This window comes from Streptomyces boncukensis (genome assembly GCF_011045075.1).
In the GTDB taxonomy this organism is placed as follows: Bacteria; Actinomycetota; Actinomycetes; order Streptomycetales; family Streptomycetaceae; genus Streptomyces; species Streptomyces boncukensis.
Window position 1 is genome coordinate 1 of the sequence record NZ_JAAKZZ010000046.1, and the last position, 25,225, is coordinate 25,225.

A 25,225-nucleotide genomic window follows, 5' to 3' on the forward strand; every position below is an offset into this window, starting at 1 on the left:
ATGCCGGGATCGGGAGGCTGCGGGGATCGGGGGCGGTCAGCGCGCCGTGCTGGGTGCGAAGTACGCCAGTGCCGTGCCCGCCACCAGGGCGGTGCCCTGGGTTATCTGCTGCCAGAACGTCGGAACGTCCAGCAGCGTCAGGCCGTTCTGCAGACTTCCCAGGAAGAGCACGCCGAGCAGGACGCCGGGAATCGAGCCGGACCCGCCGGTGAGCGCTACCCCGCCCAGCAGTACGGCGGTGAGCACGGTCAGTTCGAACCCGGCACCCGAGGTCCCGGCGACCACGCTGTCCAGCACCGATGCCTTGATGGCCCCGGCCAGGGCCGCCGCTGTGCCCGTGACCACGAACAGCGTGAACGGTATGCGGCGGATGTTGATGCCGGAGAGGTGGGCGGCCTCCCGGTTGACGCCGATGGCGAAGATGTGCCGGCCGGCCGGGGTGAGGGCGAGGAACAGGGCGCCCGCCGCCAGCACGAACGCGGCGATGACGACCGGTGCGGCGACGCCCGCGATCCGCGCCCCGCCCAGCCAGGCGAAGCCGGAGCCGAAGCCGCTCAGCGGCAGCGGGAAGAGCTGTTGCGCGAGGCCCCGTACGGCGGTCAGCATGCCGAGTGTCACGACGAACGCCGACAGGCCGAGGTAACAGCACAGGAAGCCGTTCACCACGCCCACCGCAGCCCCGGCGGCCAGCCCGCCCGCGACGGCGAGGACGGGTGGCTGCCCCTGCCCGGCCAGCCGGCCCGCGACCAGCCCGCCGAGGGCGAGCGTGGAGCCGACCGACAGGTCGAGGTAGCCGCTGATGACCAGCAGGGCCGCCGGCACCGCGACGATGGCCAGGGTGGCGGCGTCGGTGGCGATGCCGCGCAGGTTCGCCGGGTCGAGGAAGCTGCCCGTGGACAGCTGGAAGGCCAGCACCATCGCGGTGAGCACGACGATCAGCGGCTGGCGCCGGACGACGGCCAGTGCGCGGGCGAGCGGCACGCGCGGGCGGGTGAGCGCGGAGTCGGCGGCGGTCATGGCGCTCCTTCGGCGGGCGGGGTGGCGGTGCTGGTGCCGCTGGTCCTGGCCGTGCCACCCTCGGCATCGGCATCGGCATCGGCATCGGCATCGGCATCGGCGCGCGCGCCCGTTCCCGTGCCCGCGGTACTGGTGTCGGCGTCGTGGACGGCCGACAGCAGGGCCCCTTCGGTGAGTTCGGGGCCGGAGAACTCGGTGACGACACGGCCGGCGGCGATGATCAGGCAGCGGTCGGCGAGGGAGACGACCTCCTCGGGGTCGCTGGAGGCGAACAGCACAGCCGCGCCCCGGTCGGCGGCGAGCGAGGAGACGACCCGGTAGATCTCCTGCCGGGCGCCGACGTCCACGCCCTGTGTCGGCTCGTCCAGCAGCAGGACGTCCAGCTGCCGGACCTCGTTGATCCACCGGCCGAGAACGAGTTTCTGCTGGTTGCCGCCGGAGAACGCGGCTGCGGGCAGCCGTGGCCGGGCGGGTCGCAGCCCCACCGCCTCGGCCAGCGCGCCGAACACGCGGCGCTCGGCGCGCAGCGCCCGCACCCCGGTCCGGGCGAGGGGACGGATCGAGGGCAGCAGCGCGTTGTCCTGCGCGCCGAGCCCGGGGAACAGGCCCTGTGCGCGCCGGTCGGCCGGGACGAGAGCGATCCCGGCGGCCAGCGCCTCGGCCGGCCGGGCGGCGGTCACGGTCCGGTCCCCGACACGGATCGTGCCGCCCGTGGTACGGCGCCTGCCGAACAGGGTCTCCAGCAGGCGCGTACGGCCGGAGCCGATGAGCCCGAAGAGAGCGACGCGTTCTCCCTCGGCGACCGTGAGGCTCACAGGGCCGAAGCCGGGACCTCGCAGGGCCTCCACGGCGAGGCGGGGAGGACCGGCCGGCCATGCCGGTTCGCGCGGGTGCCCGCCGGGGTTCTCCCGCGTCTGCTCCGGCGGCCCTCCCGCGATCGCCTCGACCAGCTCGCGCCGGCTGTGCCCGGCCACCGCGGAGTGGTGGGAGACGCGCCCGTCGCGCAGTACGGTCACCGCGTCCGCGAGCCGTTCGACCTCCGACAGCAGATGGGTGACGTACACGATGGCCAGCCCTTGCGCCCGCAGGTCCTCGACGCGCTCGGCCAGTGCGTCGCTCTCGGCGGCGGACAGGGCGGCGGTCGGCTCGTCCAGCACCAGTACGGAAGCGCGGCGGCTGAGCGCCTTCGCGATCTCGACCAACTGCCGTTGCCCCAGGGGCAGTTCAGCCACCCGATCGCGCGGGGAGCAGATGGCGGCGACCCGTTTCAGCAGCCCGGCGGCGGCCTCCTCCTGGGCGCGGCGGTCGATGCGGCCGTACCGGACCCGCTCCTGGCCGAGGAAGATGTTCTCCGTCACCGTCAGCGCGCCGACCACGCTCAGCGACTGGAAGATGATCGCCATGCCCGCGTCGATCGACTCGCGCGGGCTCAGCCGGGTGTACGACGTCCCGCCGACCTCGATCGTGCCCGCGTCCGGCGGGAAGGCGCCGCCCAGGCACTTGATGAGGGTGGACTTGCCCGCGCCGTTGTGCCCGAGCAGGGCGTGGACCTGCCCCGTCGGCACGGTCAGGTCCACGCCGTCCAGGGCCCGCACCCCGCCGAACGACTTGCTCAGTCCGCGTGTGCGCAGGTTCACCTGTGTCATACCGAGCCCCTACGCGTTCTGGGCGAGCAGGTCGTCGATCGTCGCGGTGTCATCCGGGCCGACCAGGGTGATCGGCACCTGGGCGCTGGGGTTCGCCTGGCCCGCGGCGACCGCGCGCGGCACGCCGACGATGGCGTTCGCGAGGTCGTCGGGCGCCAGGGCGGCCGAGGCCCGGTAGAAGGTGCCCTGTTCGATGGCCTGAAGGGAGGGCACCGAGCCGTCCTGCCCGCCGACGAAGGTCTCCGCGTCGTCCTTCTCCCGCCCCGCCCGCTGGAGCGCCTTGTAACCGCCGTACGCGGCGGCGTCCGTAGCGCCGAGGAGGATGTTGAGGTCGCGGTGCTTGGCGAGGATCGCGTTGGTCCTCGCCAGCGCGGAGTCCGGGTCGATGGCCTGTTCCCGGGCGACCACGTCCACCCCCGGCGCCCTCTTGGTGAAGGCGTCGACCATGCCCTTGGTACGCTCGCGGCCCAGCTCGATGGTGTTGTCGGTGAGGAAGGCGACCTTGCCCTTCCCGCCGAGTTCCTCCTCGGCCCACTTGGCCGCCGCCTCGCCGAGCAGGGTGCCGCCCTTGCGGAAGCCGAACTGGATGTCGGCGCTCTGGTGCTCCAGCGAACCGCCGTACGTCACCCAGATCAGCCCCGCGTCCAGGGCCGCCTTGGCGATCGGTTCGGTGGCCTCGAAGACCATGGGGAACGACACGATCGCGGGCACCTTCCGGGCGACCCAGGTGTGGAGATTGGTGGCCTGTGTGTCGGCGACGGCGCCGTCGTTCGTCGTCAGCAGGGAGATGCCGTGCTTCTTCGCGGCGGCGGTGGAGAGCTTGACGAGCGTGCTGTAGAGCGGGAGCTGGGTGAACGGGTAGTCCAAGCCGATCTCCGTCAGGTCCGTGCCGCCCGAGGCCGGGCCACTGGCCGAGGACGACGCGCTCGGCGGAGCCGAGCATCCTGCGGCGGTGAGCGCGGTGGCCGCCGCGGCGGCGCCGGAGCAGGCGAGGAACTGCCGGCGCGAGGCTGTGGGGACGGCGGCGGATCCGTGGGTGTTCATGGCGGACTCTCCCAGGGGCGGGCCCGCTTGCGGCGGGCGTCCGGCTGTGCCGAACAGGAAAGCCCCCGGGGCGCCGCTGCACCATCCGTACAAATACCGACTCGGTGAGCTCACACGGTCGGGGATCCATCGCGTGACGAAGCGGCGGACGCCTTGTCCGGCATGGACCACACCCCTATCGTTAGGCTCCAAACGACCAACCGGTCCCGAGCCGCTCCCCGGAGGCTCGCATGCTCAGCCACCACCAGGTCGCGGCGGCGGCCCGCATCGGCATGCTCACCCGCGAACCCGACACCGTCTCCGCCTGCGACGAGGCCCTGAGCGAACTCTCCCGCGCTCTCCCCCTGGACGCGGCGACACTGCTCGTGCTGGACCCGCTGACCGGCGCCCACCGTCAGCTGGCGGGGAGGGGCTACACAGCCGAGACCTCGCAGGCCCTGGCCGGCGAGTTCGTGACGACGCCGTGGTACCGCAATGTCATGCGGCGGGAGCTGCCGCCGTCCATCTCCGCGGACACCGAGGACCCCGAGGAGTTCGGACCGCGCTTCCGCCAGGGCTGGTTCTACGCCGAGCGGGTCCACCCGGCCGGATTCCGCGACGGAGTGACCGGAGCCCTGCGGCACGGCAACCGCCTGGTCGGCCTGGTGCACCTGTCCACGGAGAGCCCGGACGCCTACGACACCGAGGAGCGCCTCCTGCTCGCCTCCGTCCTGCCGGCCCTCGCGGCGCTCGCCGATCCGGTGACCCGCGCCGCAGATCTGCACGGCCTCCCCGCGGACGGCGGGGCGAGCCTCGTGACCGGCGAGGCGGTGATCGACCTGCCCGGCAGGGACCGCCCCCGGGTGCTGCGGGACGAGGCGTTGCACAGCCTGCTCCACGCCTTCGCCGGGACGGCCGGACACCGGGTGCGGCTGCTGTGGCCGACCGGGGACGCCTGGTACCGCGTCGCCCTCCACCGGCACCGGCCGGGCCCGGGGATACCGGCGGACGCGGTACTGATCCACGAGACGCCCACGGAACCGCCGTACGGACTCAGCCCACGGGAGCTGGAGGTACTCACCCGCGCGGCCACGGGGCAGACCAACCAGGCCATCGCCCAGGCGCTGTTCCTGTCCCTGCGGACGGTGCACAGCCACATCGAGCACATGCTCCGCAAGACCGGTTCCGCCTCCCGCGCCGAGGCCACCGCCCTCGCGGTCCGCGACGGCCTGCTCCGCCCGGCACCGGACCACCTCGCGTTCTTCGTCGAGCGGTGAACGAGCGGAGGGTGTCGCGCTGTGCGCGGGCTGTCAGCCGAGTCTCCGGCCCCGGTCTGCTGTCGCTCCGTACACTTTGATTCCGAACGACACCCGGAAGCGCATCGGAGATCCACCGCAGTGCGCCTCAAGCGTTGAAGGAGCGAGCCCATGCCCGGCCACCGATCAATCGCCGAAGCTGAGAAGCTGGCCGCGGCCAAGCTCGGCGGCTTTCCGCTGCGCCGGGACCAGATGGCGGCCGTCGCCAACATCCACCGTGCCGCCTCGGCGGTCCGGCAGCATCTGGAGAACTCCGTCCTGCGCGGCGCCGATCTGACCTGGACGGCCTTCGTGGTGCTGTGGGTGGTCTGGGTCTGGGGCGAGTCGGAGACCCGGCACGTGGCGGAGGAGGCGGGCCTGTCGAAGGGGACGCTCACCGGGGTCTCGCGGACGCTGGAGCGGCGGGGCCTGATCCGGCGGTCCTCGCACCCCAGCGACGGCAGGCTGGTGCTGCTCAGTCTCACCGACGAGGGCGAGGCGCTGATGCGGCAGGTGTTCCCGGCGTTCAACGACGAGGAAGCCTTTGTCACCGAGCGGCTCACTGCCGGGGAGTGCCGGGGCCTCGCGGAGACACTGCGGCAGGTGGTGCTCCAGGTCGAGGAACACGGGGAGGAGCGCCGCCTCGCCCTCCTCGACGGTGCCGCGCCGGCGCGGCGCCGCAGCGGACGCCGGCCGAAGAGCTGAGGTCCGGCGAATCTTGCCGTGCCCTTCTTCTGGGGACTGGACAGGGGCTGCCCCTGCCTGTACATCGCAGTCTGCGGCTGAGTGCCTGGTTGCTCGCGCAGTTCCCCGCGCCCCTGAAACGCCCCTTCGGGGCGCGGGGAACTGCGCGCCCAGCCACGAAGCAGCCGCAGCCTGCGACGCACCGGCGGGGGCAGCCCCTCACCTACCGCATGATCCGCCGCGGGCGGCGTGTACGAACGCGTCGAACAGGCCCTGCTGGGCGGGGTCCTCGTGCGCGGTGTCCTCGGGGTGCCACTGAACGGCCGTGAACCACCCCCGGGCGCCGGGGATTTCGAGTCCCTCCACGGTGCCGTCGGCCGCGCGAGCGGTGACCGTGAGACCGGTTCCGGTGCGGTCCACCCGCTGGTGGTGGTAGCAGGAGACCTCCGCCTTCTCCGCGCCTGTCGCACGCTCCAGCAAGGTGCCGCGCCGTACGGCCACCGGGTGCACGAGATGGCGGTGCTCGCGCTCCGGGCCGCCCATGTCCTGCTCCAGGGAGCCGCCGAGCACGACGTTGACGACCTGCAGGCCGCGGCAGACCGCGAGCAGGGGCAGGCCCAGATCCAGTGTCCGGCGGGCGACTTCGAGGTCGCAGGCGTCCTGGAGGCCGTCGACGTCGTACACGCTGCCGTGCGCGTCGGTGACGCCGTAGCGGTGCGGGGCCACGTCGCCGCCGCCGGGCAGGAGGACGCCGTCGAAGCGGGCGAGGCGGGCGGACGTGTCGGTGCCGGCGGGGTCGGCCGGGTGGATGGTCGCCGGTTCGCCGCCCGCCCGCCACACCGCCTCGGTCAGCGCGCGGGCGCTGACCTCGGCGGCGTACCGCAGCGCCGAGGTGGTGGCGGAGAAGCGGGCCGGGACGGCGATCAGCGGCCGTGGGGACGTGGTCACAGCTGGATCCAGGCGGTCTTGAGCTCGGTGTACTTCTCGATGGCGTGCGCGGACTTGTCGCGGCCGTTGCCGGACTGCTTCATGCCGCCGAAGGGGACGGTCAGGTCGCCCTCCTCGTAGCAGTTGACCCAGACCGTGCCGGCCCTCAGGGCCCGGGAGACCCGGTGGGCCGTGGACAGGTCGGAGGTCCACAGGCCCGCGGCGAGGCCGTACTCGGTCGCGTTGGCCAGCCGCACCGCCTCGTCCAGGTCGTCGAAGGCGAGCACGGACAGGACGGGGCCGAAGATCTCCTCGCGGGCCAGCCGCATGCTCGGGTCCACCCGGTCGAAGACGGTGGGTTCCAGATACGTGCCTCCGGTGGATGTGAGGGTACGGCCGCCGCCGTGGCGCAGCCGCGCTCCCTCGTCACGTCCGGCGGCGATGTGCTCCCGTACGCGGCTCAGGTGGTGCTCGCCGGCCAGTGCGCCCATCCCGGTGGCGGGGTCGAGGGGGTCGCCGACGCGCAGGGCGCGGGCCCGCTCGACGACGGCCTCGGTGACCTGGTCGGCGACGGAGGAGTGCACCAGCAGCCGGGAGGGGGCGGTGCACATCTCTCCCTGGTTGAAGAAGATGCCCCAGGCGGCGGTGGCAGCGGCCTGCTCCAGGTCGGGGGCGTCGGGCAGGATGATGTTGGGCGACTTGCCGCCCAGCTCCAGCCAGACCCGTTTGAGGTTGGAGTCGGCGGCGTAGTGCAGGAAGTGGCGGCCCACGGCGGTGGAGCCGGTGAAGGCGAGGACGTCGACGTCGGGGTGGAGTCCGAGTGCGCGTCCGGCCACCGGTCCGTTGCCCGCGACCACGTTGAGCGCGCCGGGCGGGAGCCCGGCCGCGGTGGCGATCCGGCCGAGCAGGAGGGCGGACAGCGGGGAGTTCTCCGACGGTTTCAGCACGGCCGTGCAACCCGCGGCCAGCGCCGGGGCGATCTTCCAGCCTGCCAGCGTCAGGGGGAAGTTCCACGGCACGACCGCGCCGACGACACCCGTCGGCTCACGGGTGACCAGGGCGAGGGCGTCCGGCGCGGTGTGCGGGGACTCGTCGGCCAGCTTGTCCGCCAGCTGCCCGTACCAGCGGAAGGTGCTGATCGCGGCGCGCAGTTCGATGGCGTACGCGTCCGTGACGGGCTTGCCCATCTCCAGGCTGATGGTCAGCGCCATCTCCTCGCGCCGCTCTTCGAGGAGATCGGCGATACGGATCAGGACCCGGCCCCGCTCCGCGGGCGCCAGGCGCGGCCACGGCCCGGAGTCGAAGGCCCGCCGGGCGGCGGCGACGGCCGCGTCCACCTCCGCGGCACCGCCGTCGGCGACCTGTGCCAGCAGCTGGCCGTCGCGGGGCGAGACGGCGGCGTACGTCGCCCCTGAGCCGGGCTCGTCGGCACCGTCGACGTGGTGCGCGCCGGACGGCTCCAGGGCCTTGGCGCGGCGCAGCCACTCGTCGTGGGTGATCTCCGGCATACGTGGCCTCCCCTCATTACGTTTGATCCCAAACAATATCGGGCGTGGAGGACGCCAACAAGGACTCGCCGGGTCAGGTGTCGGCCCTCGCCCTGCCACCGGTCAGCCGGGCGGTGGCGTAGCCCAGGGCCAGAACCGCTGGAACGCTGAGCACGAGCCAGGCGGCGGTGGTCCGGTCGCCTCCGATGAGGGTGGTGAAGTTGGAGACGATCAGCCAGACCGCACCGATGATGCACAGGGCGCCCAGCCCCGGAGCGATCAGCGTGTTCCAGGGGCGGGTGTCCAGTCGCTCCCGCCGGAAGAAGGCGATCACGGAGACCGAGGTCAGGAAGTACATCACCATGACCCCCAGGACCGCCACCGCGCTGAACCAGGAGAACAGGGTCAGCACGGGGTCCTTGCCGGTCAGCGCGAAGGGGGCCACCAGCAGGACGGCGATGCCCGTCTGGACGAGACCGGCCACGCCGGGCGCGTGCCGGCGGTTGATCGACGACAGCCTCCTGGGCAGGAGCCCGTTGCGGCTGAGCGAGAACAGATAGCGGTTGGCGGAGTTGTGGAAGGCGAGGATGCCGGCGAAGAGCGAGGTGGCCAGCAGGATCGGCAGGAGGTCGTTCACCCAGGTCCCGAACTGGGCGGCGATCGGGGCGAAGACGAACTCCGTCGAGTCGCCGTCCAGCGCCGCGCCCGCGGTCGTGCCGGCCTTCGAGGCACCGTGGGCGGAGATCAGCATCCATGAGGTGAAGGCGAAGAAGCCGGTGACGACGGCGACGGCCAGATAGGTGGCCCGGGGAACCGTTCTGCGGGGTTCGCGCGCCTCCTCGCCGTAGATGGCGGTGGCCTCGAAACCGATCATCGACGCCACGGCGAACATCAGCGCCACGCCCGGAGTCCCCTGCAGGGCGGCCTCCGGTGAGAAGGAGTCCGCGAAGGCGAGCCCTTCCGGCCCGCCCCCCTTGAAGAAGGTCACCAGGGAGAAGACCGTCAGTATGCTGAACTCCGCCAGAACGAAGACGGCCAGCACCTTGGCGCCCATCTCGATCCCTGCGGCTCCCAGGACCTGGACGACCGCCATGGTGGCCAGCGACCAGGCCCACCAGGGCAGGTCAAGGCCCGTGTGGTCGGCGACCAGGCCGCTCACGCCGGCCCCGTACAGCCCGTACATGGCGGCCTGGATCGCGCAGTAGGCGGACAGCGCGACCCCGGCGCTGCCGATGCCGAGCGGCCTGCCCAGGCCCTTGCCGATGTAGGTGTAGAAGGCACCGGCATCCACCACGTGCCGGCTCATGGCCACGTAGCCGACCGCGAACAGCAGGGTGATCACACCGGCCGCGAGATAAGCGACGGGCGCTCCGGGCCCGTTTCCGATGGCGACGGCGATCGGGAGGGCGCCGGCGATGCCGGTCAGCGGGGCCTGGGCGGAGAGAACGAAGAAGAGGATACCCAGGACCCCGAGGGCGCCGGGCTTGAGTTTGCCTGCGGTGGAGGCGTCGGCCGCGGTCCGGGTTCTGACCGCCGTCTGACTGTCCACGCGACATCACCTGCCAGAGGAGGAGGGAGGAGCATTTCGTTTCAGGCCAAACGAGTTGCCCTATAGTGGTCCGGAACTATCCGTCTGACAAGTAGTTGCGCGGGGATTCCCGCGCCACGTGCGGTTCCTCACGGGCCGCAACCCCGGTGGAGCGCGGCCGGACGCGTCAGCCGCGCGGTCCGGCGCCGTCCCCGGAGGCGGACCCGGTTCTCTTCCCGCCGTCCCTCCCGGAGACGGCCTCGTCCGCCGCGCGCGACCGCAGCAGTGAGCGCAGTTCCTCCACGGCGGCGTCGGTGGTCGCCGGCTCGCCGAAGACGAGCTGGTGGAGTACGAGGCCGTCGAGGGCGGCGAAGACCAGCCGGGTCAGGGCGCGGTTCGCGCCGCCGGAGAGCATGCGCTCCAGTTCGCGCTCGGTGGCGTCGAAGTACTCGTCGTACAGGGCGCGGATCTGCGGCAGCAGCTCGGGCCTGCGGCGTGATTCGAGCAGCAGCTCGTACTGGAACGCCTGGATGCCCGGGTCCGCCGTGACCATGTCGGACAGCCCCGCCGAGAAGTCCGTGACCTTGCCGGTGCCGGGTTCGAGCGCGCTGGTGCTCAGCGAGGTGCGGATCGCATGGGCGAGGGCCTCCTCGATCAGCGCGTCGCGGGAACCGAAGTGGTGTACGACGAGCCCGTGGGTGACCCCGGCCTCCTCGGCGACCGCCCGGTAGGTGAGCTTGCGCAGCCCGCCCCGGTCCACCACCCGCACGGCGGCGTTCAGCAGGGCCTCCCGCCCCTCCCCGTACTGCAGGCGCTTGCCTGGCCGTCGGCCGGTGGAGGCGTCCGCGGAGTCGGTCATGGCTGCGACCCTATCTGCCCCTGAGCGCGGTCCCGCCCGCTCGTGCGGGCCGCGCGGTCGCACCGCCGTTCAGCGCCGGGGCGGCCTGATGCCGCGGAATTCCCAGTCGCCGCCCAGCGCGGTGGACAGGACCTCCTCGGATTCGGTGGGCTGGGCGCCGACGTCGGCGCGGATGGCGGTGGGGCCGGTGACGATGCGGTTGGTGAGCCTGCCGAGGCCCTCCACCTCGACCTCGACGACGTCGCCGGGCTGTACCGGACGGGAGTTGGCAGGCGTGCCCGACAGGAGCACGTCACCGGGGAAGAGGGTGATGGTGCGGGCGATGTCGGCGACGAGGTAGTGCATGTCCCACTTCATCTCGGCGGTCGAGCCGTCCTGGACGACCTCGCCGTTGACGTAGGTGCGCAGCCGCTTGCCGTGGAAGTCCCAGCCGGTGACCAGGCCGGGGCCGAGCGGGCAGAGGGTGTCGGAGCCCTTGACGCGGAGCATGGAGCCCGCGTCGGTGTCGCGGAAGTCGTGCAGCCCGTAGTCGTTGGCGACGGTGTAGCCCGCGATGTACTCGCCCGCCTCGTCCGGGGAGATGTTCCGCGCGGTCCTTCCGACGACGATGGCGACCTCGCCCTCGTAGTTGAGCCACGTGCAGCCCTCGGGGCGGACGACGGCGCCCTGGTGGGAGTTGAGGGCGGAGACCGGCTTGTGGAAGTAGGTGGGGGTGTCGCGCAGGGCTGTCCGGAACTCCTCGACGCGGCTGCGGTGGTTGAGGTGGACGGCGATCACCTTGGACGGGGCCACCGGGGGCAGGTGGTGCGCCTCGTCGGTCCGGACACGGCGGCCGTCGCCGGCGACGAGTTCAGCGCCCTCGACGGTGACCTGGACGGCGGCGCCGTCGAGCAGGATACGGCGGTACTCAGGCATGGGCGGACTCCTGTACGGGGGTGTGGGGCGCGGTCCAGCCGTCGGCCGGGCGGTCGAACCAGAGATGGACCTGGCCGGTGCCGACGGAATTCTCGTACTCGCCGTACTGCCGGGCCCTGGCGACGCAGGTCTGCTCGCCGAGGGCCCCGGCCATCATCAGGTAGTGGAAGAACCTCGCCTCGGGCTTGAACTTCCAGAACGTGTCCATGGTGTTGAGGACCTTGTCGTGGCGGCCTTCCTTGAACCAGGCGATGCGTTCGCAGTCGGCCTCGCGGGCCTGGGGTGTGAAGATGTGCGCCGGGTCGCTGGCTTCGTGGTCGCGGATCTCGCGCAGCGGCCAGAAGGTGTGGGAAAGGGCTCCCGAGGCGATCAGCAGGACCCGTCGGCCGGGGACGGCGGCGATGCCGTCGGCCAGGGCGCGCCCGAGGCGCAGATGGTCCTCCATGTCGCCGGTCTGGCAGACGCCGATGGACACCCACCGCTTGTCGGGCAGGCCCTCGCCGAGGAATGTCCAGAGGTTGACGGTGGCGTAGTAGATCGGCAGGTACGCGTCGTCGACGGGGGTGATCCAGGTGCCGTGCCTGTCGGCGAACTTCGCGATGCTGTCGGCGAGTTCGGGGTCTCCGGGGAAGTCGTACGGCATCCGGCACATGCCGCGCGGCAGCTCCTCGGAGGTGAACAGGCCGGCGCGGCGCGGCTGGGCGGTGACGACGAACTCGACGGTGGTGGCCCAGTGGGAGTCGAGGACGACGACGGTGTCGTAGTCGTCCCGCTCGAAGACCTCCTCGCGGAGCTGCCGCAGGCCGGTGACGAGGGTGATCTCCTTGCCCTCGTTGAGCTCCAGCCGCTCGGCCTGTGGCAGCACGATGGTGGGGACGTGGGCAAGCAGGCCCGCGCCGACGATCTCACCCATGGTCGGTCCATCCCTCCGGGGCGGTCACGGTGTTCTTCAGGTCGCAGTAGAAGTCGAAGCTCCAGGTGCCGCCCTCGCGGCCGGTGCCGGACTGCCGGGAGCCGCCGAACGGCGCCCGCAGGTCCCGGACGAAGAAGCAGTTGACCCAGACCGTGCCCGCGACGAGCCGCGCGGTGACGCGCTCGGCGCGCTCGGGGTCGCCGGTGGCGAGGGTGGCGGCGAGGCCGAAGCGGGTGCCGTTGGCGAGCCGGACCGCCTCGTCCTCGTCGGCGAAGGTCTGGAGCGTCAGGACCGGGCCGAAGACCTCCTCCTGGACGATCTCCGAGTCCTGGGCGACATCGGTGAGGAGCGTGGGTGTGTAGTACTGCCCGTCCTTGCGGTGCCCGCCGACGACCGCGCGGGCCCCGGCACCGACCGCCCGCCGCACGAAACCGTCGATCTTCTCCAGCTGACGGGGGTGGATGGTGGGTCCGATGTCGGTGGCCCGGTCCCGCGGGTCGCCCTGGGTGAGCTGCCCGGCCCGCTCCACGAATCGCCGTGTGAACTCCTCGGCGACCGGCTCCTCGACCAGGATGCGGGTCGCCGCCAGACAGACCTGCCCGGCGTTGTCGTACTGCTCCACCGCGAGGCCGACCGCCAGGTCGAGGTCGGCGTCCGCGAACACCAGCAGGGGCGACTTCCCGCCGAGTTCGAGACTCAGCGGGGTGAGGTTCGCCGCGGCCGACGCGGCGATGTGCCGCGCGGTCGGCACCGAGCCGGTGAAGCTGATCCGCCGCACGTCCGGGTGCGAGGTGAGCGCGTCCCCGACCTCGGCGCCGTACCCCTGGACGACATTGAGCACGCCGGCGGGCAGCCCGGCCTCGGCTGCGATATCGGCCAGCATCGAGGCCGTCAGCGGGGACCACTCGGCGGGCTTGAGCACCACGGTGTCGCCGGCGGCGAGGGCCGGGGCGACCTTCCAGCTGGCCAGCATCAGCGGGGCGTTCCACGGGGTGATCAGCACACAGGGGCCCGCCGGGTCCCAGCTGACGTGGTTGGTGTGACCGCGTGTGTCGAAGTCGTCGTGCTCCAGAGTCAGCAACCAGTCCGCGAAGAAGCGGAAGTTGTGGGCGACCCGTGGCATCACGCCCCGGCGGTGCGAGCGCAGGAGAGCGCCGTTGTCCGTGGTCTCGACGATCGCCAGCTCGTCGAGCCGCTTCTCCACGCCGTCGGCGATGGCGTGCAGGAGGCGGGCGCGTTCGGTGCGGGAGGTCGCGGCCCAGGCGGGGAAGGCGGCCCGGGCGGCGGCCACAGCGGCCTCGGCCTCGGCGGGGCCGCCGCGGGCGACTTCCCCGAGGACGCCGCCGTCGATGGGCGAGTGGTCGGTGAACTTCTCGGCAGAGGCGACACGTGCGCCGCCGATCCAGTGCCGGGCGTCGACGGAGACGCCGGCGACGGTGATCCTGTCAGCCATGGGTAGGGCTCCGTACATGCGAGGGGTAGGGGTACATACGAGGGGCAAGGGTCACCCGGCGGACGCTGCCGACGTACCGGACTCCAGCAGCCGTCCGCCGTCCCACACCACGCCCACCTGGCGGTAGTACGCGGCGATCGGCTCCCGGACCTCCAGCCGGGCCAGCTCCTCGGTGGGCGCCTCGAACAGCTCCAGCTCCGCGTCGCCGACCCACGGCTGCCCCCCCTGGAAGGAGTCCGCACCGGACTCGATCAGCTCGTCCAGCGCGAGCCCCGTGCCCTTGTCGCCCGTGCCCTTCTCGATCGAAGGCAGCCAGCGGTGGTGGGCCATCGGGTGCCCGTTGACGAAGCCGTTCGTCTCCGCCGGCCCGCGCAGGGTGACCACCGCCTGAGCGAGCCGTCGGTCGGCGGCGGCGAGCGTCGCCCCGAAGCGGGCCCCCGCCTCGATCCGGGGGGCGGGCCCGTACGGATGCGGCCGCGTCTGGTGGATGGACCCGAGCTTCTTCGGATACCCCTGGTGCAGCCCGCGGGCGATCGCGAAGTCCTTGTCGACCCAGATGTAGACGCAGCGCGAGTAGGTCCGGCCCCGGTACGTGCACCGGACGACCGCGAACGCCTCCTTGTACTGGGAGCGCACGGGGTCGAGCAGCTCCTCCCCCGCTGGTGAGCACGACTGCCAGTCGGCCCAGACCAGCGCGACCGCCCCCGGGTCCTCGTCCGCCGGCTCCAGCGGCGGGGGAAGCAGCTCACGCACCCGGGCGGGATCCGTGCGGTACTCGACGGTGAGCAGGTCACCGGAGTAGCGCCACGGCGGGGACGGGATGAGGGAGGAAGCGCCCGTCGCCGTCTTAGGGTGAAAGTAACCGCGGACACTGGTCATGGCGAGAGCTCCTTACACGGTGAGGGCGGGCTGCTTCAGCAGTCGGGCACGCCAGCGGGCGGCGGCGGACGCGGCGGCCCGGCCGCCGAGGGCCACGACCCCGGCCAGCCGGCCGCCCGCGTGGTAGCCGACGAGCACGTCCCCGTCCGGGTGGCCGTCCGGGTCGCCGTCCAGAACCCGTACGTCACCGAGGCCGAGGACGGGGGCACCGAAGGACTGCAGGCGGAACTCGTGCTGGTCGCTCCAGAAGGTGGGCAGCGGAGCGAACGGCGCCAAGCCGGTGCCGGCGCCTGCGCCTGCGCCTGCGCCTGCGAGATGGGCGACGAGCACCTTCGCGGCGTGCTTGGCGGTGTCGGCCGGGATGGACCAGTGCTCCACCCGGCGGGGTACGCCGTCGTAGCGGGCGTTGGGGAATCGGGCCACGTCGCCCACGGCCACCACGTCCGGGCGACCGCCGACCCGCAGGTGCTCGTCGGTGAGCACTCCGTCGGACAGGTCGAGACCGTTGCCGTCGAGCCACTCGGTGTTGGCGAGGGAGCCGACCGACTCCACGACCACGTCGGCGGGAAGGACGGTGCCGTCGCTCAGTGCGACGCCTCGCACGCGGTGGCGGCCCTCGAACCCGGTGACGCCCGCGCCGAGCGCGAAGCGTACGCCGCGCTCCTCGTGCCGCTTCAGCAGCGCGCGGGCGAGGAGTTCGCCGAGCGGGCCGAGCAGCGGCAGGGGCAGCGGATCCACGACCGTCACCTCGGCAACACCGAGACCGACCGCCGTGGCGGCCACCTCGCAGCCGATGAAGCCGGCGCCGACCACGACCACCCGGGCGCCGGGCCGGGTCAGCTCGTCGCGCAGGCCCCGGGCGTCCGAGAGCGTGCGGACCGTGTGGCGGCCGGCGAGCGGGCCGGGGCAGCGCAGGCGCCGGGGGCGCATACCGGTGGCGACGACGAGCCCGTCGTAGGAGAGCGTCGAGCCGTCGTCGAGTACGACGGCCCGCTCGTCGAGGCGGGCAGCGACGGCCTTCGTGCCCAGCCGCCACTCCACGTCCGCCGCGGAAGCCTTCGGGGTGAAGGTCAGCGACTCGAACGGGGCCTTGCCGACCAGGGCCTCCTTGGACAGCGGAGGCCGGTTGTAGGGCATGTGGGGTTCGTCGCCGACGATGGTGATCCGGCCGGTCCAGCCGGTGGCCCGGAGCTGCTCGGCCGCACGCAGGCCGCCCAGGGCGGCCCCGGCCACGACGATGCGGGCGCTCACGTCAGTCCTCGATCCGGATGGCCTGCAGCGGACATACGTCCGCCGCCTCCTCGACCTCGTCGCGCAGCGCGTCGTCCGGGTCGGAGATATGGGCCAGATGTCCCCCGTCGTCCATCCGGAAGACGTCGGGGGCAGCGAAGACGCACTGGCCGTGGTCCTGGCACTTGGTCATGTCGACGACGACCTTCATGGCCGGTCCTCCTGAGTGTGAGGGCGTCGATGCGGCGGCTTGAACGAAAGACGCGGGTGTTGGAGGGAGGGAAGGAGGGCCCGACCGTGCTCCGGCCGGGCCCTCCGGCCAAAGGGGTGCGGGATCCGCACCCCCTACTCGTTTGGCTTCAAACAAGATAGGAAGCCTCCGGGGCCTGGTCAATACCTGTCCAGGTGGATAAGTTTTCGCGCCGCCCCCCTTGCGGGACAGCGGCTCCCTTCATACCGTTCGGGATCAAATGAAATGGCGCCCAAGGAGACTCGCGGTGAGCGCTCACGACACTCCAGACATCCGCCGGCACATGGAATGGCTCGCGGCCCAGGGCGTCGACGTGGTCCGGGTGACGTATCCCGACCTCATCGGCACCGACCGCGCCCGCGACGTCCTGGTGGACCACCTGCCGTCGGCCTGCGACCACGGCCTGGCCTTCTGCAAGGCCGTGTACCACACCAGCCCGCAGGGCGACGTCGTCCCGGTCGCGGGCGGGCTGGACGCGGGACTGCCGGACGTGACCGTACGCCCCGACCTGTCCACGCTGACCGTGCTGCCCTGGGAGCCGGGCGTCGCCACCTGCCTCGGCGAGGTCACCGAGCCGGTGGCCGGAGCCCCGGCCGCCGAGTCACCGCGCGACCTGCTGCGCACCGTTCTGGCCCGGTGCGCCGAGCACGGGCTGCGGCCCGTGGTCGGCCCGGAGCTGGAGTACTTCCTGCTGGAGCCCGCCCCCGGCAGCCCCACCGGCTGGCGCCGCGCCCCGGAGACCACGGGCGCCGTCTACACCGCCGGGCTGCGCGCCGACCCCGGCAACCACCTGCTGCGCACTCTGCGGAACCTGCGCGACCTGGGCATCGGCGCCATCGCCGGGAACCACGAGTTCGACGGCGGCCAGTACGAGATCAACCTGACCCACTCCCACGCCCTGGACGCCGCCGACCGCTCCTTCCGCTTCAAGGCCGCCGTCAAGGAACTGGCCCGCCTGGAGGGCAGGCTCGCCACCTTCATGGCCAAGCCCTTCGGCGACGCGGGCGGCTCGGGCTTCCACCTCCACCTGTCCTGCGAGCACGCCGACGGCAGTATCGCCTTCGACGACCCCACGGGCACGTACGGCCTCTCGGCCATCGCCCGGCACGCCGTCGCGGGCGTCATCGCCCACGCGCCCGCGCTCGCCGCACTGGCCAACCCGACGGTCAACTCGTACAAACGCTTCGGCCCCGACACACTCGCGCCCTGGCTGATCGACTGGGGGCTGGACAACCGCAGCGCCATGGTCCGCATCCCGCCCGAGCGCGGCTCCGGCGCGCGCCTCGAACTGCGTCTCGGCGACGCCAGCGCCAACCCCTACCTGCTGATCGCCGGCACGGTCGCCGCCGCGCTGCTCGGCGTCCAGGCCGGCGAGGAGCCACCCGCCCCGCTGGAGGGCTACGGCTACGACACCGGCAAGGCGGCGGTCCTGCCGACGAACCTGCCCGCCGCGCTGGACGCGCTGGAGACGGACACCGCACTGACCGGGCAGCTCGGCGAGGGCTTCACCACGTCCTTCCTCACCTACAAGCGCAACGAAGCCGAACGCTTCGGGCGGCACGTCACCGACTGGGAGTTCATCGAGTACGCCTACCACCTGTGACACCCCGCTGCGCCCCCCTTGTGATGCCGAGGAGCCACCGATGACCGAGACGACCCTGGCCGCTGCCGTCAGCGAACCGATGCCGCTGGCGGACGTCGACCTCGCCGACCTGGACAACTTCACCGACGAGGTCGCCCCCTGGCGGATGTTCCACACCCTGCGCCACCAAGACCCGGTCCACTGGCAGCCCGAGGAGGCGCCCAACTCCGGCTTCTGGGCCGTCACCCGGCACGCTGACATCGTCCGTGTCGACCGCGACCCGGACACCTTCACCTCCACGCGGTTTGTCAACCTCGAAGAGGTCGACGACGACCAGATGAAGAGGCGCGCCTCGATCCTGGAGCTGGACGGCGTCCGCCACCGCGCCCTGCGCAGCCTGATCCAGCGCCAGTTCGGCTCCGGTGTCATCAACAGCTACAGCGACTTCCTGCGCGGTCTGACCGCGACGACCCTGGACGCGGCCCTGGCCAAGGGCGCCTTCGACTTCGTCGCTGACGTCGCCGCCGACTTCCCCATCAACGTCCTCGCCCGGCTGCTCGACGTGCCACCGGAGGACAACCAGCAACTCATCGACTGGGGCAACCGCATCATCGGCCACACCGACCCCGACTACGCCGACGTGCTGCTGCACAGCGAGGAGAGCGAGCAGTACCGCGACCTGCCCTTCCGCTCCCCCGCCACGCTCGAGGTCTTCGCCTACGGGCGGGAGCTGGCCCGCAGGCGGCGCGGCGGCGACGGCACCGACCTGGTCTCCAGGCTGGTCAACACCACCCCGCGCGACGGCGTCCCCCTCTCCTCGCGGGACTTCGACAACTACTTCCTCCTGCTGGTCGTGGCGGGCAACGAGACCACCCGCCACACCATCTCCCACTCCATGCTGGCCCTCCTCCAGCACCCCGAGCAGCTGGCCCGGCTCAAGGAAGACCCCTCGCTCATCCCGACCGCGGTCGAGGAATTCCTGCGCTGGGCCTCACCGGTGTACCACTTCCGGCGCACGGCGACCCGGGACGTCGAACTCGGCGGCAAGCGCGTCAAGGCGGGCGACAAGGTGGTGATGTGGTTCGCCTCCGGCAACCGTGACGAGGAGGTGTTCGGCACCCCCTACGCCCTCGACGTCAGCCGCGCCGACAACGACCACGTCACCTTCGGCAAGGGCAGCCCTCATCTGTGCCTGGGCAACCTGCTCGCCCGCACCGAGATCCGGATCATGTTCGAGGAGCTCGTTCCGCGGATCGCCGGCATCCGCCTGACCGGCGAGGTTCCGCGGGTCCGCTCCAACTTCGTCAACGGCATCAAGAAGTTGCCGGTCGAGGTCGCACTCGCCTGAACGGCCGGGAAGCACCCTCCGGCGTGGGGAAGCACGACGAACCGGCCGCCGGTCTCAGCGCCGCGCAGGCCCTTCCTGCCCCGGTGACACCGCCACCTCAGTTCCTTCGTCACCGAGTCCCAGCAGCCGGGCTCCGGTCGAGCCCTTGACGGCAGTGACCTGTTCGGGGGAGAGGTCCGGGCAGCGTTCGACGAAGCCGTCGGCCCCGACCCGCCCGACGAGCGCCCGGAGTACCGAGGCCGGGCGCCTGCAGCGGCAGGGTGATGCTGCCGAGCACCCGGCCGGAGTGGGCCTGCTGCGCCTGGGCGTCGGCGTCGTTGAGACGCTGGTTGAGGGCCAGGTCGGTGCGCGGGCCGGCCCACTCGCAGCCGGCGTTCACCGTACTGCTGGAGACGACCTCCACATCGATGCCCCGCTGGTCCATGGCGGCGACGTGTGCGGCCGGGTCGAGTATCTCGGCCTGGAAACGGCGGCCTGCGGGGACGGCGGAATAGCGCCGAACCCGGAAACCACGTTGTGGTCCCATGCCTGCCGGGCCACTTCCGCCTCAAGGGGATGTGGGAATGGAAGTCGATGACGGGTGCCATATCCCGCCTCCTCAGGACTGCGCCGGCTGCTGGTACCGCGTGGCGGGGTACGGGCCGGCGCCGCCGCTCAGCAGGGCGCTCTCCGCGTCCTGCAGGGCCTTCAGCCCGGCGTCCCGCCCCTCCAGGCCGGGGACGCAGACGGTCTCGCCCAGGCGCAGGCCCGCCAGGCTCGCCGAGGCCACGTCCTCCGGGGACATCGCCGAGGGGACGCCACGGCCGGAGCCGCCGTTCCAGTCCGTGGCCACGATGCCGGGGCAGACCACCTGCGCGCGCACCGGGGTCTCCGCGAGTTCGCCCGCCAGAGTGCGGGTGAAGGCGACGGTGCCGGCCTTGGCCGCCGCGTACAGGGTGCGTTGCGGCAGGTGCGGGTCGTGCCAGCCGCCGCTGAACGCCAGCAGCGAGGCCACACTGACGACGGCGCCCGCGCCGGCGGCGAGCATGCCGGGCAGGGCGGCGCGTGCCAGTTGGATCGGGGCGGCGGAGTTGAGGGTGAGCCAGCCGGCCGACCTCGTCCGGGGCGACATCCGTGAGCGGGGCGTAGCCGCCCGCTCCGGCGTTGTTGATCAGCAGTCGGACATCTCCGGTGGCCAGGGCGCCGAGGATCAGCCGGAAGCCCATGCGGACCAGCTCCTGGTCGTCCGCGATCAGCACCCGGATCGCCGCTTCGACGCGTTCGCGCAGGCCGACCAGCCCGAAGCCGCTGCGCCCGCCGGCCGGGCCGGGGTGGCGCGCGGCCAGGTCACCGCCACCGTGTCCGGCGGCCCGGCCGAGCTGGACCGCGCCCGCACCGCGCCCGCACCGCGCCGACCGGCCTGATCCCCGACCAGTACCCGGTCACCGGGATCGACCTGAACTGGTCCGACGCACGGTTCGGCAGGGACTTCACCACCCTCACCCGGGTGGTGCTCGCGGTGACGTTCGCGGTCGCCATCACCTCGGCCGGGATCACCGCGGCCTCCGCCGTCCTGGACCGCCGCCGGACCTACGGCCGTCGCGGCCGGGCTCCGGTGCGGGGGTTCGGCGATGCCGGCCGGCGGCGGCTCGTCGTTCAACGCGGAGGGCGTGATCGTTCTCGCGGCGTGCTGCGCCGCCGGGGTCGCCGGAATCCTGGCGGCCGGCGGGCTGAGCCGCCCCCTGCTGCGAGCGGTCGCCCGGCAGGCGGGGGCACGGGGAGAGTGGGCGCTGCGGGAGCCGAGCGACGCCCGCTCGATGTTCTGATGTGATCGAAAATTTTCGGTCACGGTTGTACAGGTTTCATACTGTGGAAGCTCTTGCTCCACTGGGGCGTGGAGAGCGGGCCTGTCCCGCCGTCACGCGGAGAGGTGGTTCGTGGTGTCGCACGAGGCCGAGCCGGGGCAGCCGCGTCGGTGGACGCGCAAGGCGTTCCTCCGGGGAATGGCGACTGCCGGCGCAATGCCGCTGATGGCGGAGGCGGTTGCCCCCGCCGACGCCGCTGCCGCGGAGCAGGGGGAGGGTGAGTTCTTCCTGGTGCGGGACGGGGCTGCCGTCGCGGTGTATGTGGACCGGGCCGACGATCCGGCCGTCGTCCTCGCCGCCCGCGCGCTGCTGGCGGACATCGAACGGGTGAGTGACGTGCGGCCCCGGCTGGTGCGCAGCGTGCCGGAGCGGGCCGGGGCCCTGCTCGTGGTGGGAACCGTGGGGAGCAACGCGGTCATCGACGGCCTTCTCGCCCGGCGGCGCCTGGACGCTTCCGGCGTCGAGGGGCGCTGGGAGGCGTCGGTGACGCAGGTCGTGGACCGGCCGCGGCCCGGCATCGGACGGGCCCTGGTGATCGCGGGCAGCGACCGGCGCGGCACCGTGTACGGGGTCTACGACACCTCGGAGCGCATCGGTGTCTCCCCCTGGCACTGGTGGGCCGACGTTCCGGTCGAGCGCAGGGACAGCATCTCGGTCCCCGCCGGTCCCTTCCTCCGGCGCGAGCCGTCCGTGAGGTACCGGGGAATCTTCATCAACGACGAGCAGAACCTGACCACGTGGTCCCACCGAACGCAGGAGCCGGACAAGAACATCGGCCCGGAGACGTACAAGAGGGTCTTCGAGCTGCTGCTCAGGCTCAAGGCCAACTACCTGTGGCCTGCCATGCATCCCTACTCGGACTTCTTCAACAAATACCGCGCCAACCCGGAACTCGCCGACCGCTACGGCATCGTGATCGGCTCCAGCCACCCCGAAGCCATCCTGCGCAACGGCGTGCACGAATGGGAGCCCTGGGCCGAGGAACACCGAGGCGGCGACGGCAGCCTGCCCGAGTACGACTACACGGTGAATCCGCGCGTCATCTCCGACTACTGGCGGGCCCGGGCGAAGCAGAACGCCGGGTTCGAGAGCTGCTGGACGGTCGGCATGCGCGGTCTGCACGATTCGGGCATCCAAACGCGCTACGCGGACACGGTCCCGGAGAAGGTCGAGGTGATGAACGACATCATCCAGGACCAGCGGCGGATCCTCACCGAGGAAGTCGGCGAGGCGGCGGAGCTGCAGATCTTCATCCCGTACAAGGAGGTCCTGGAGCTGTACAACGCGGGGGTGAAGGTCCCCGAGGACGTCACGCTGATCTGGGTGGACGACAACCACGGCAACATGCGCCAGCTCCCGAACGCCGAGGAGCAGGAGCGCGCGGGCGGCAACGGCATCTACTACCACCTGTCCTACTGGGGCGCGCCCAAGAGCTATCTCTGGCTCGACACCACACAGATGAGCAAGGTCTGGCAAGAGCTGCGCCGCGTGTACGAGCACGGTGTCGACCGCATGTGGATCTTCAACGTCGGCGACCTCAAGTCGATCGAGAACGGCCTGTCGTTCTGTATGGACATGGCCTGGGACGTGGACCGCTGGCAGGCCGCGAACGTCGAGCAGCGCATGGCGGAGTGGGCGGGACGGCAGTTCGGCCGGCGCCACGGCCGCGCCATCGCGGCGATCCGCGCGGAGTACTACCGCCTGGCGGCCGGACGGCGCCCCGAGTTCATCGAGCCCGGCCTCTTCTCACTGATCCACCACGGCGACGAGGGCGCCCGCCGCATGTCCGCGTACCGCCATCTGCTGGATCGGGTCCGGCAGTTGGGGGCCACCCTGCCCGACGCGTACCGGGATGCGTTCTACGAACTGGTCGAGTACCCGGTGCACGGCGCGTACTTGATGAACCTGAAGTACGACCGGGCCGACCGCAACGCCCTCGCGGTGCGGCAGAAGCGAGGCGCAGGGACCAACCGTTACGCGGACCTGGCCGAGGAAGCCCACGCGGCCGAACAGAAGATCACCAGGCACTACAACACCCGGACAGCCGACGGGAAATGGGACGGGATCGTCAATCCCTACCCCACCGAGATTCCCAAGGCACCGGGCAGACCGGAAGTGTCCCGGGTGGAGCGCAGCACCGCCTCGGGGCTCGGCCTGGCCGCCGAAGGGAACGAGGCGGGCGCGGACCGGCCGCTCCTCTTCTCCTCCTACACGCGCGACCGCCGCTTCATCGACGTCTACAACACCGGCTTCGCGGAATTCGGGTGGAGAGCGAGAGCGAGCCGCCCCTGGGTCCGCCTCTCCTCGACGCACGGAAACATCACGGACCAGCAGCGGATCTGGGCGCAGATCGACTGGAAGCGGGTGCCCGAAGGGACGCACGAGGCGACCGTGACCTTCAGCGGAGCAGGCGGTCAGGAACGGGTTCTCCTCCGGGTCCACAACGCCGGAGAGCGGGCGCGGCGGGACGCCCGCGGCTTCGTGGAGGCCCACGGATACCTCTCCATCGTCGCCGCGCACTTCGACGACCACGCACGGAGGGGGCGTGCCCGGTGGGAGACGGTGCGCGGACTCGGCCGCCACGCGGCGGCCGTACACACCGCCCCGTCGACGGCCGCCCCCGTCACCGAGAACATCGCGGCGCGCGCGCCCGAACTGCGCTACCGGGTGCGGTTCACCAGCACCGGGACCTTCCCCGTCACCGTCTTCCGCCTGCCCTCCCTCGACCAGCGCGGCCACCGCAGGGTCGCCCTCGCCCTGGACGACGGAGAGGTCTCCGTCCTGGCGGGGCAGGCCGAGGCGAGCGGCGAGGCATGGGAGCGGAACGTGACCGAGGGGGTGGAGAAGCTGACGGGCGAGGTGACCGTGGCGCAGGCAGGAGAGCACAGTCTTCGCCTGTTCATGGTGGATCCCGCGATCGCCGTCGACCAGATAGTGGTCGACACCGGAGGGCTGCCCGACACGTACCTGGCACCACCGGAGAGCTATCACCCGCGCTTCGACAAAGGGAACGGCCCCACCGCCTGAGGTGACGGTGGGGCCGGGCTCTTGTTCCCTTGGGACGGGGCGGGTTACAGCTCAGCCGCCTTCGCGCCGCCGACGAACGCGGACCACGCCTCGGGGCTCGCGGTCAGGGTGCCCATGGTGTGGTCCTTGGTGTCCCGGATCAGGACGGCCGCGAGATTGTCCGCTACCTCGACGCATTCAGAGCCCGCCTCATTGCTGTAGCTGCTCGTACGCCACATCGGTCCGATGTTCTCGGTCACTTGCTCACCTCTGTGCGTTGAATGGCTTCCCTGATGAGATCCAGGCTTGCCCTGGGGCTCAGAGCTTCACCGTGCAGGTGATCGTACACTCGCTGAAACCGGGCCACCTCGTTCGGTTCTTCTGTGAAGAGCCCGGTCGCGATGCCCTCGTTGTACGCGCACCGGTCACCGTTCGGCATGGTCATCAGCATCAGTGACCCCGGCTGCGTGGGTGCCGCGAACGGAAGCACCTGCACCCGCACGTTGGGGAGTTCGGAGACATCGAGCAGATGCTCCAACTGGTCGACCGCTTCGGCCTGCGTCCCTACGGCCCGGCGGACAGCGCCCTCGTCTATGACCGCCACGTACCACGGGGCGAAGGCATCCCTCAGCACCTCCTGCCGCTCCATCCGGAGGTCGAGGTACCCCTCAATCTCCTCGCCGATGCTCGGGTCCGCCGCACGCATCACCGCTCTCGCGTACGCACGGGTCTGCAGCAGCCCAGGAATCATCGTGTGGAACTGATGGATGTTCTGCGCTCCCGCCTGCCGCCGGATCGCCGCCTCCGCGTAGTCCCGGACGACCTTCTCCTGGATCATCTTGGCCAGCGGCTCAACCACCGGCCCCAGCCCCAGGGTCGTCTCGGTCCTTCGCGCCAGGTCCCTGTTCGGGGGCTCCGTGCCAGTCTCGATCTTGGACACCCGCGTACGGGAGACGAAGAGCTTCGCGGCCAGCTCCTCCTGGCTCCAGCCGTTCCTGATCCGCGCCTCCTGCACGAGATAGCCGAGGTACTGCTCCGGTCCCTCGCTGGGGTCCACATCCGCTCGTCCCGGCATATGCCACACGCTCCACATTCCGTCGCGCACCGTCACTACTGGTAATCGTAGGGCGCCCTGCGGATGCTGGTAGCCGATTCAACGCAGCACAGCGAGCAAGCGGGAAGTGACGTACATGGAACTCGACTTGGCCCCCACCCCCTACCCGGGCTGCATGGTCTGCTCGGGCTATCAGCAGGCGCTCGCGGACCTGATCCGCGCGGATCCGTCCAGGGCGGCGGACGCCAGGGTGCTCTGGACCCGGCACCTCGCGAACGAGCACGC

Annotated in this window: 24 protein-coding genes; 7 read left to right on the forward strand and 17 right to left on the reverse strand. The window is 71.7% G+C overall.

The genetic code is table 11. From position 1 onward, the window contains the following. Positions 1-36: 36 nt before the first annotated feature. The 3 genes from G5C65_RS07240 to G5C65_RS07250 are packed head-to-tail and all read right to left on the reverse strand — an operon-like array spanning position 37 to position 3,707. Positions 37-1,017 (reverse strand): ABC transporter permease, encoded by a 981-nt coding sequence (locus G5C65_RS07240; protein WP_165297803.1) that lies wholly within the window; start codon positions 1,015-1,017, stop codon positions 37-39. Continuing rightward, positions 1,014-2,663 carry a sugar ABC transporter ATP-binding protein gene (locus G5C65_RS07245; protein ID WP_165297804.1) on the reverse strand — a complete coding sequence of 550 codons (1,650 nt, stop codon included), beginning with the start codon at positions 2,661-2,663 and terminating at the stop codon, positions 1,014-1,016. The genes G5C65_RS07240 and G5C65_RS07245 overlap by 4 nt, the downstream gene beginning before the upstream one ends. A 9-nt stretch (positions 2,664-2,672) precedes the next feature. Next, entirely contained in the window at positions 2,673-3,707 is a 1,035-nt protein-coding gene (locus tag G5C65_RS07250; RefSeq protein WP_165297805.1) for a sugar ABC transporter substrate-binding protein, read from the reverse strand. A gap of 230 nt (positions 3,708-3,937) precedes the next feature. On the opposite strand from G5C65_RS07250, the gene G5C65_RS07255 reads away from it, so the two are divergent. Both G5C65_RS07255 and G5C65_RS07260 read left to right on the forward strand, forming a co-directional pair. Then, complete coding sequence (locus G5C65_RS07255; protein ID WP_165297806.1) at positions 3,938-4,963, forward strand: helix-turn-helix transcriptional regulator; 1,026 nt, start codon at positions 3,938-3,940, stop codon at positions 4,961-4,963. A 150-nt stretch (positions 4,964-5,113) separates the two neighbouring features. After that, entirely contained in the window at positions 5,114-5,686 is a 573-nt protein-coding gene (locus tag G5C65_RS07260; protein ID WP_165297807.1) for a MarR family winged helix-turn-helix transcriptional regulator, read from the forward strand. A 198-nt stretch (positions 5,687-5,884) separates the two neighbouring features. Here the strand turns inward: G5C65_RS07260 and G5C65_RS07265 are convergent, their stop codons facing one another. From G5C65_RS07265 to G5C65_RS07310, 10 genes are all read right to left on the reverse strand, one after another. After that, positions 5,885-6,613, reverse strand: a complete 729-nt coding sequence (locus G5C65_RS07265; RefSeq protein ID WP_165297808.1) for a gamma-glutamyl-gamma-aminobutyrate hydrolase family protein — start codon at positions 6,611-6,613, stop codon at positions 5,885-5,887. Next, on the reverse strand, positions 6,610-8,100 hold the full coding sequence (locus tag G5C65_RS07270; RefSeq protein WP_165297809.1) for an aldehyde dehydrogenase: 1,491 nt from the start codon (positions 8,098-8,100) through the stop codon (positions 6,610-6,612). The genes G5C65_RS07265 and G5C65_RS07270 overlap by 4 nt, the downstream gene beginning before the upstream one ends. A 73-nt stretch (positions 8,101-8,173) precedes the next feature. Further along, positions 8,174-9,628 (reverse strand): amino acid permease, encoded by a 1,455-nt coding sequence (locus tag G5C65_RS07275; protein WP_165297810.1) that lies wholly within the window; start codon positions 9,626-9,628, stop codon positions 8,174-8,176. A 166-nt stretch (positions 9,629-9,794) separates the two neighbouring features. Further along, complete coding sequence (locus G5C65_RS07280; protein WP_165297811.1) at positions 9,795-10,466, reverse strand: TetR/AcrR family transcriptional regulator; 672 nt, start codon at positions 10,464-10,466, stop codon at positions 9,795-9,797. Between the two features lie 69 nt (positions 10,467-10,535). Continuing rightward, positions 10,536-11,381, reverse strand: a complete 846-nt coding sequence (locus G5C65_RS07285) for a fumarylacetoacetate hydrolase family protein (RefSeq protein WP_165297812.1) — start codon at positions 11,379-11,381, stop codon at positions 10,536-10,538. Then, the gene (locus G5C65_RS07290) at positions 11,374-12,294 is read right to left on the reverse strand and encodes a 3,4-dihydroxyphenylacetate 2,3-dioxygenase (protein WP_165297813.1); all 921 of its coding nucleotides are present in this window, start codon (positions 12,292-12,294) and stop codon (positions 11,374-11,376) included. The genes G5C65_RS07285 and G5C65_RS07290 overlap by 8 nt, the downstream gene beginning before the upstream one ends. Next, a complete protein-coding gene (locus G5C65_RS07295; protein WP_165297814.1) occupies positions 12,287-13,747 on the reverse strand; it encodes an aldehyde dehydrogenase in 1,461 nt (486 codons plus the stop codon). The genes G5C65_RS07290 and G5C65_RS07295 overlap by 8 nt, the downstream gene beginning before the upstream one ends. 51 nt (positions 13,748-13,798) lie before the next feature. After that, positions 13,799-14,626, reverse strand: a complete 828-nt coding sequence (locus G5C65_RS07300; protein ID WP_165297815.1) for an acetoacetate decarboxylase family protein — start codon at positions 14,624-14,626, stop codon at positions 13,799-13,801. A 12-nt stretch (positions 14,627-14,638) separates the two neighbouring features. Then, a complete protein-coding gene (locus G5C65_RS07305; protein WP_338146266.1) occupies positions 14,639-15,877 on the reverse strand; it encodes an NAD(P)/FAD-dependent oxidoreductase in 1,239 nt (412 codons plus the stop codon). A gap of 1 nt (position 15,878) precedes the next feature. After that, on the reverse strand, positions 15,879-16,067 hold the full coding sequence (locus G5C65_RS07310; RefSeq protein WP_165297816.1) for a ferredoxin: 189 nt from the start codon (positions 16,065-16,067) through the stop codon (positions 15,879-15,881). 286 nt (positions 16,068-16,353) lie between these two features. Here G5C65_RS07310 and G5C65_RS07315 point away from each other — a divergent pair, with 286 nt between their 5' ends. Next, a complete protein-coding gene (locus tag G5C65_RS07315; protein WP_165297817.1) occupies positions 16,354-17,709 on the forward strand; it encodes a type I glutamate--ammonia ligase in 1,356 nt (451 codons plus the stop codon). A 40-nt stretch (positions 17,710-17,749) separates the two neighbouring features. Continuing rightward, positions 17,750-19,036 carry a cytochrome P450 gene (locus G5C65_RS07320; protein ID WP_165297818.1) on the forward strand — a complete coding sequence of 429 codons (1,287 nt, stop codon included), beginning with the start codon at positions 17,750-17,752 and terminating at the stop codon, positions 19,034-19,036. Between the two features lie 109 nt (positions 19,037-19,145). Here the strand turns inward: G5C65_RS07320 and G5C65_RS07325 are convergent, their stop codons facing one another. Together G5C65_RS07325 and G5C65_RS07330 are read right to left on the reverse strand one after the other, a co-directional pair. After that, positions 19,146-19,562, reverse strand: a complete 417-nt coding sequence (locus tag G5C65_RS07325; RefSeq protein ID WP_165297819.1) for an amidohydrolase family protein — start codon at positions 19,560-19,562, stop codon at positions 19,146-19,148. A gap of 72 nt (positions 19,563-19,634) precedes the next feature. Next, positions 19,635-20,063, reverse strand: coding sequence for an SDR family NAD(P)-dependent oxidoreductase (locus tag G5C65_RS07330; protein WP_241265614.1), 429 nt, complete (start codon positions 20,061-20,063; stop codon positions 19,635-19,637). Between the two features lie 49 nt (positions 20,064-20,112). Here G5C65_RS07330 and G5C65_RS38435 point away from each other — a divergent pair, with 49 nt between their 5' ends. The 3 genes from G5C65_RS38435 to G5C65_RS07340 all read left to right on the forward strand — a co-directional run bounded on the left by G5C65_RS38435 (position 20,113) and on the right by G5C65_RS07340 (position 23,907). Then, positions 20,113-20,439 (forward strand): hypothetical protein, encoded by a 327-nt coding sequence (locus G5C65_RS38435; protein WP_206441333.1) that lies wholly within the window; start codon positions 20,113-20,115, stop codon positions 20,437-20,439. A gap of 207 nt (positions 20,440-20,646) precedes the next feature. Further along, complete coding sequence (locus tag G5C65_RS07335) at positions 20,647-20,841, forward strand: hypothetical protein (protein WP_165297820.1); 195 nt, start codon at positions 20,647-20,649, stop codon at positions 20,839-20,841. Positions 20,842-21,045: 204 nt separating this feature from the next. Continuing rightward, the gene (locus tag G5C65_RS07340) at positions 21,046-23,907 is read left to right on the forward strand and encodes a glycosyl hydrolase 115 family protein (protein WP_241265615.1); all 2,862 of its coding nucleotides are present in this window, start codon (positions 21,046-21,048) and stop codon (positions 23,905-23,907) included. Between the two features lie 44 nt (positions 23,908-23,951). Here G5C65_RS07340 and G5C65_RS07345 read toward each other — a convergent pair whose 3' ends face one another. Both G5C65_RS07345 and G5C65_RS07350 read right to left on the reverse strand, forming a co-directional pair. After that, positions 23,952-24,146, reverse strand: coding sequence for a DUF397 domain-containing protein (locus tag G5C65_RS07345; RefSeq protein ID WP_338146267.1), 195 nt, complete (start codon positions 24,144-24,146; stop codon positions 23,952-23,954). Then, on the reverse strand, positions 24,143-24,997 hold the full coding sequence (locus G5C65_RS07350; RefSeq protein WP_165297822.1) for a helix-turn-helix domain-containing protein: 855 nt from the start codon (positions 24,995-24,997) through the stop codon (positions 24,143-24,145). Before G5C65_RS07350 ends, G5C65_RS07345 begins: the two co-directional genes overlap by 4 nt. Positions 24,998-25,225: the final 228 nt, after the last annotated feature.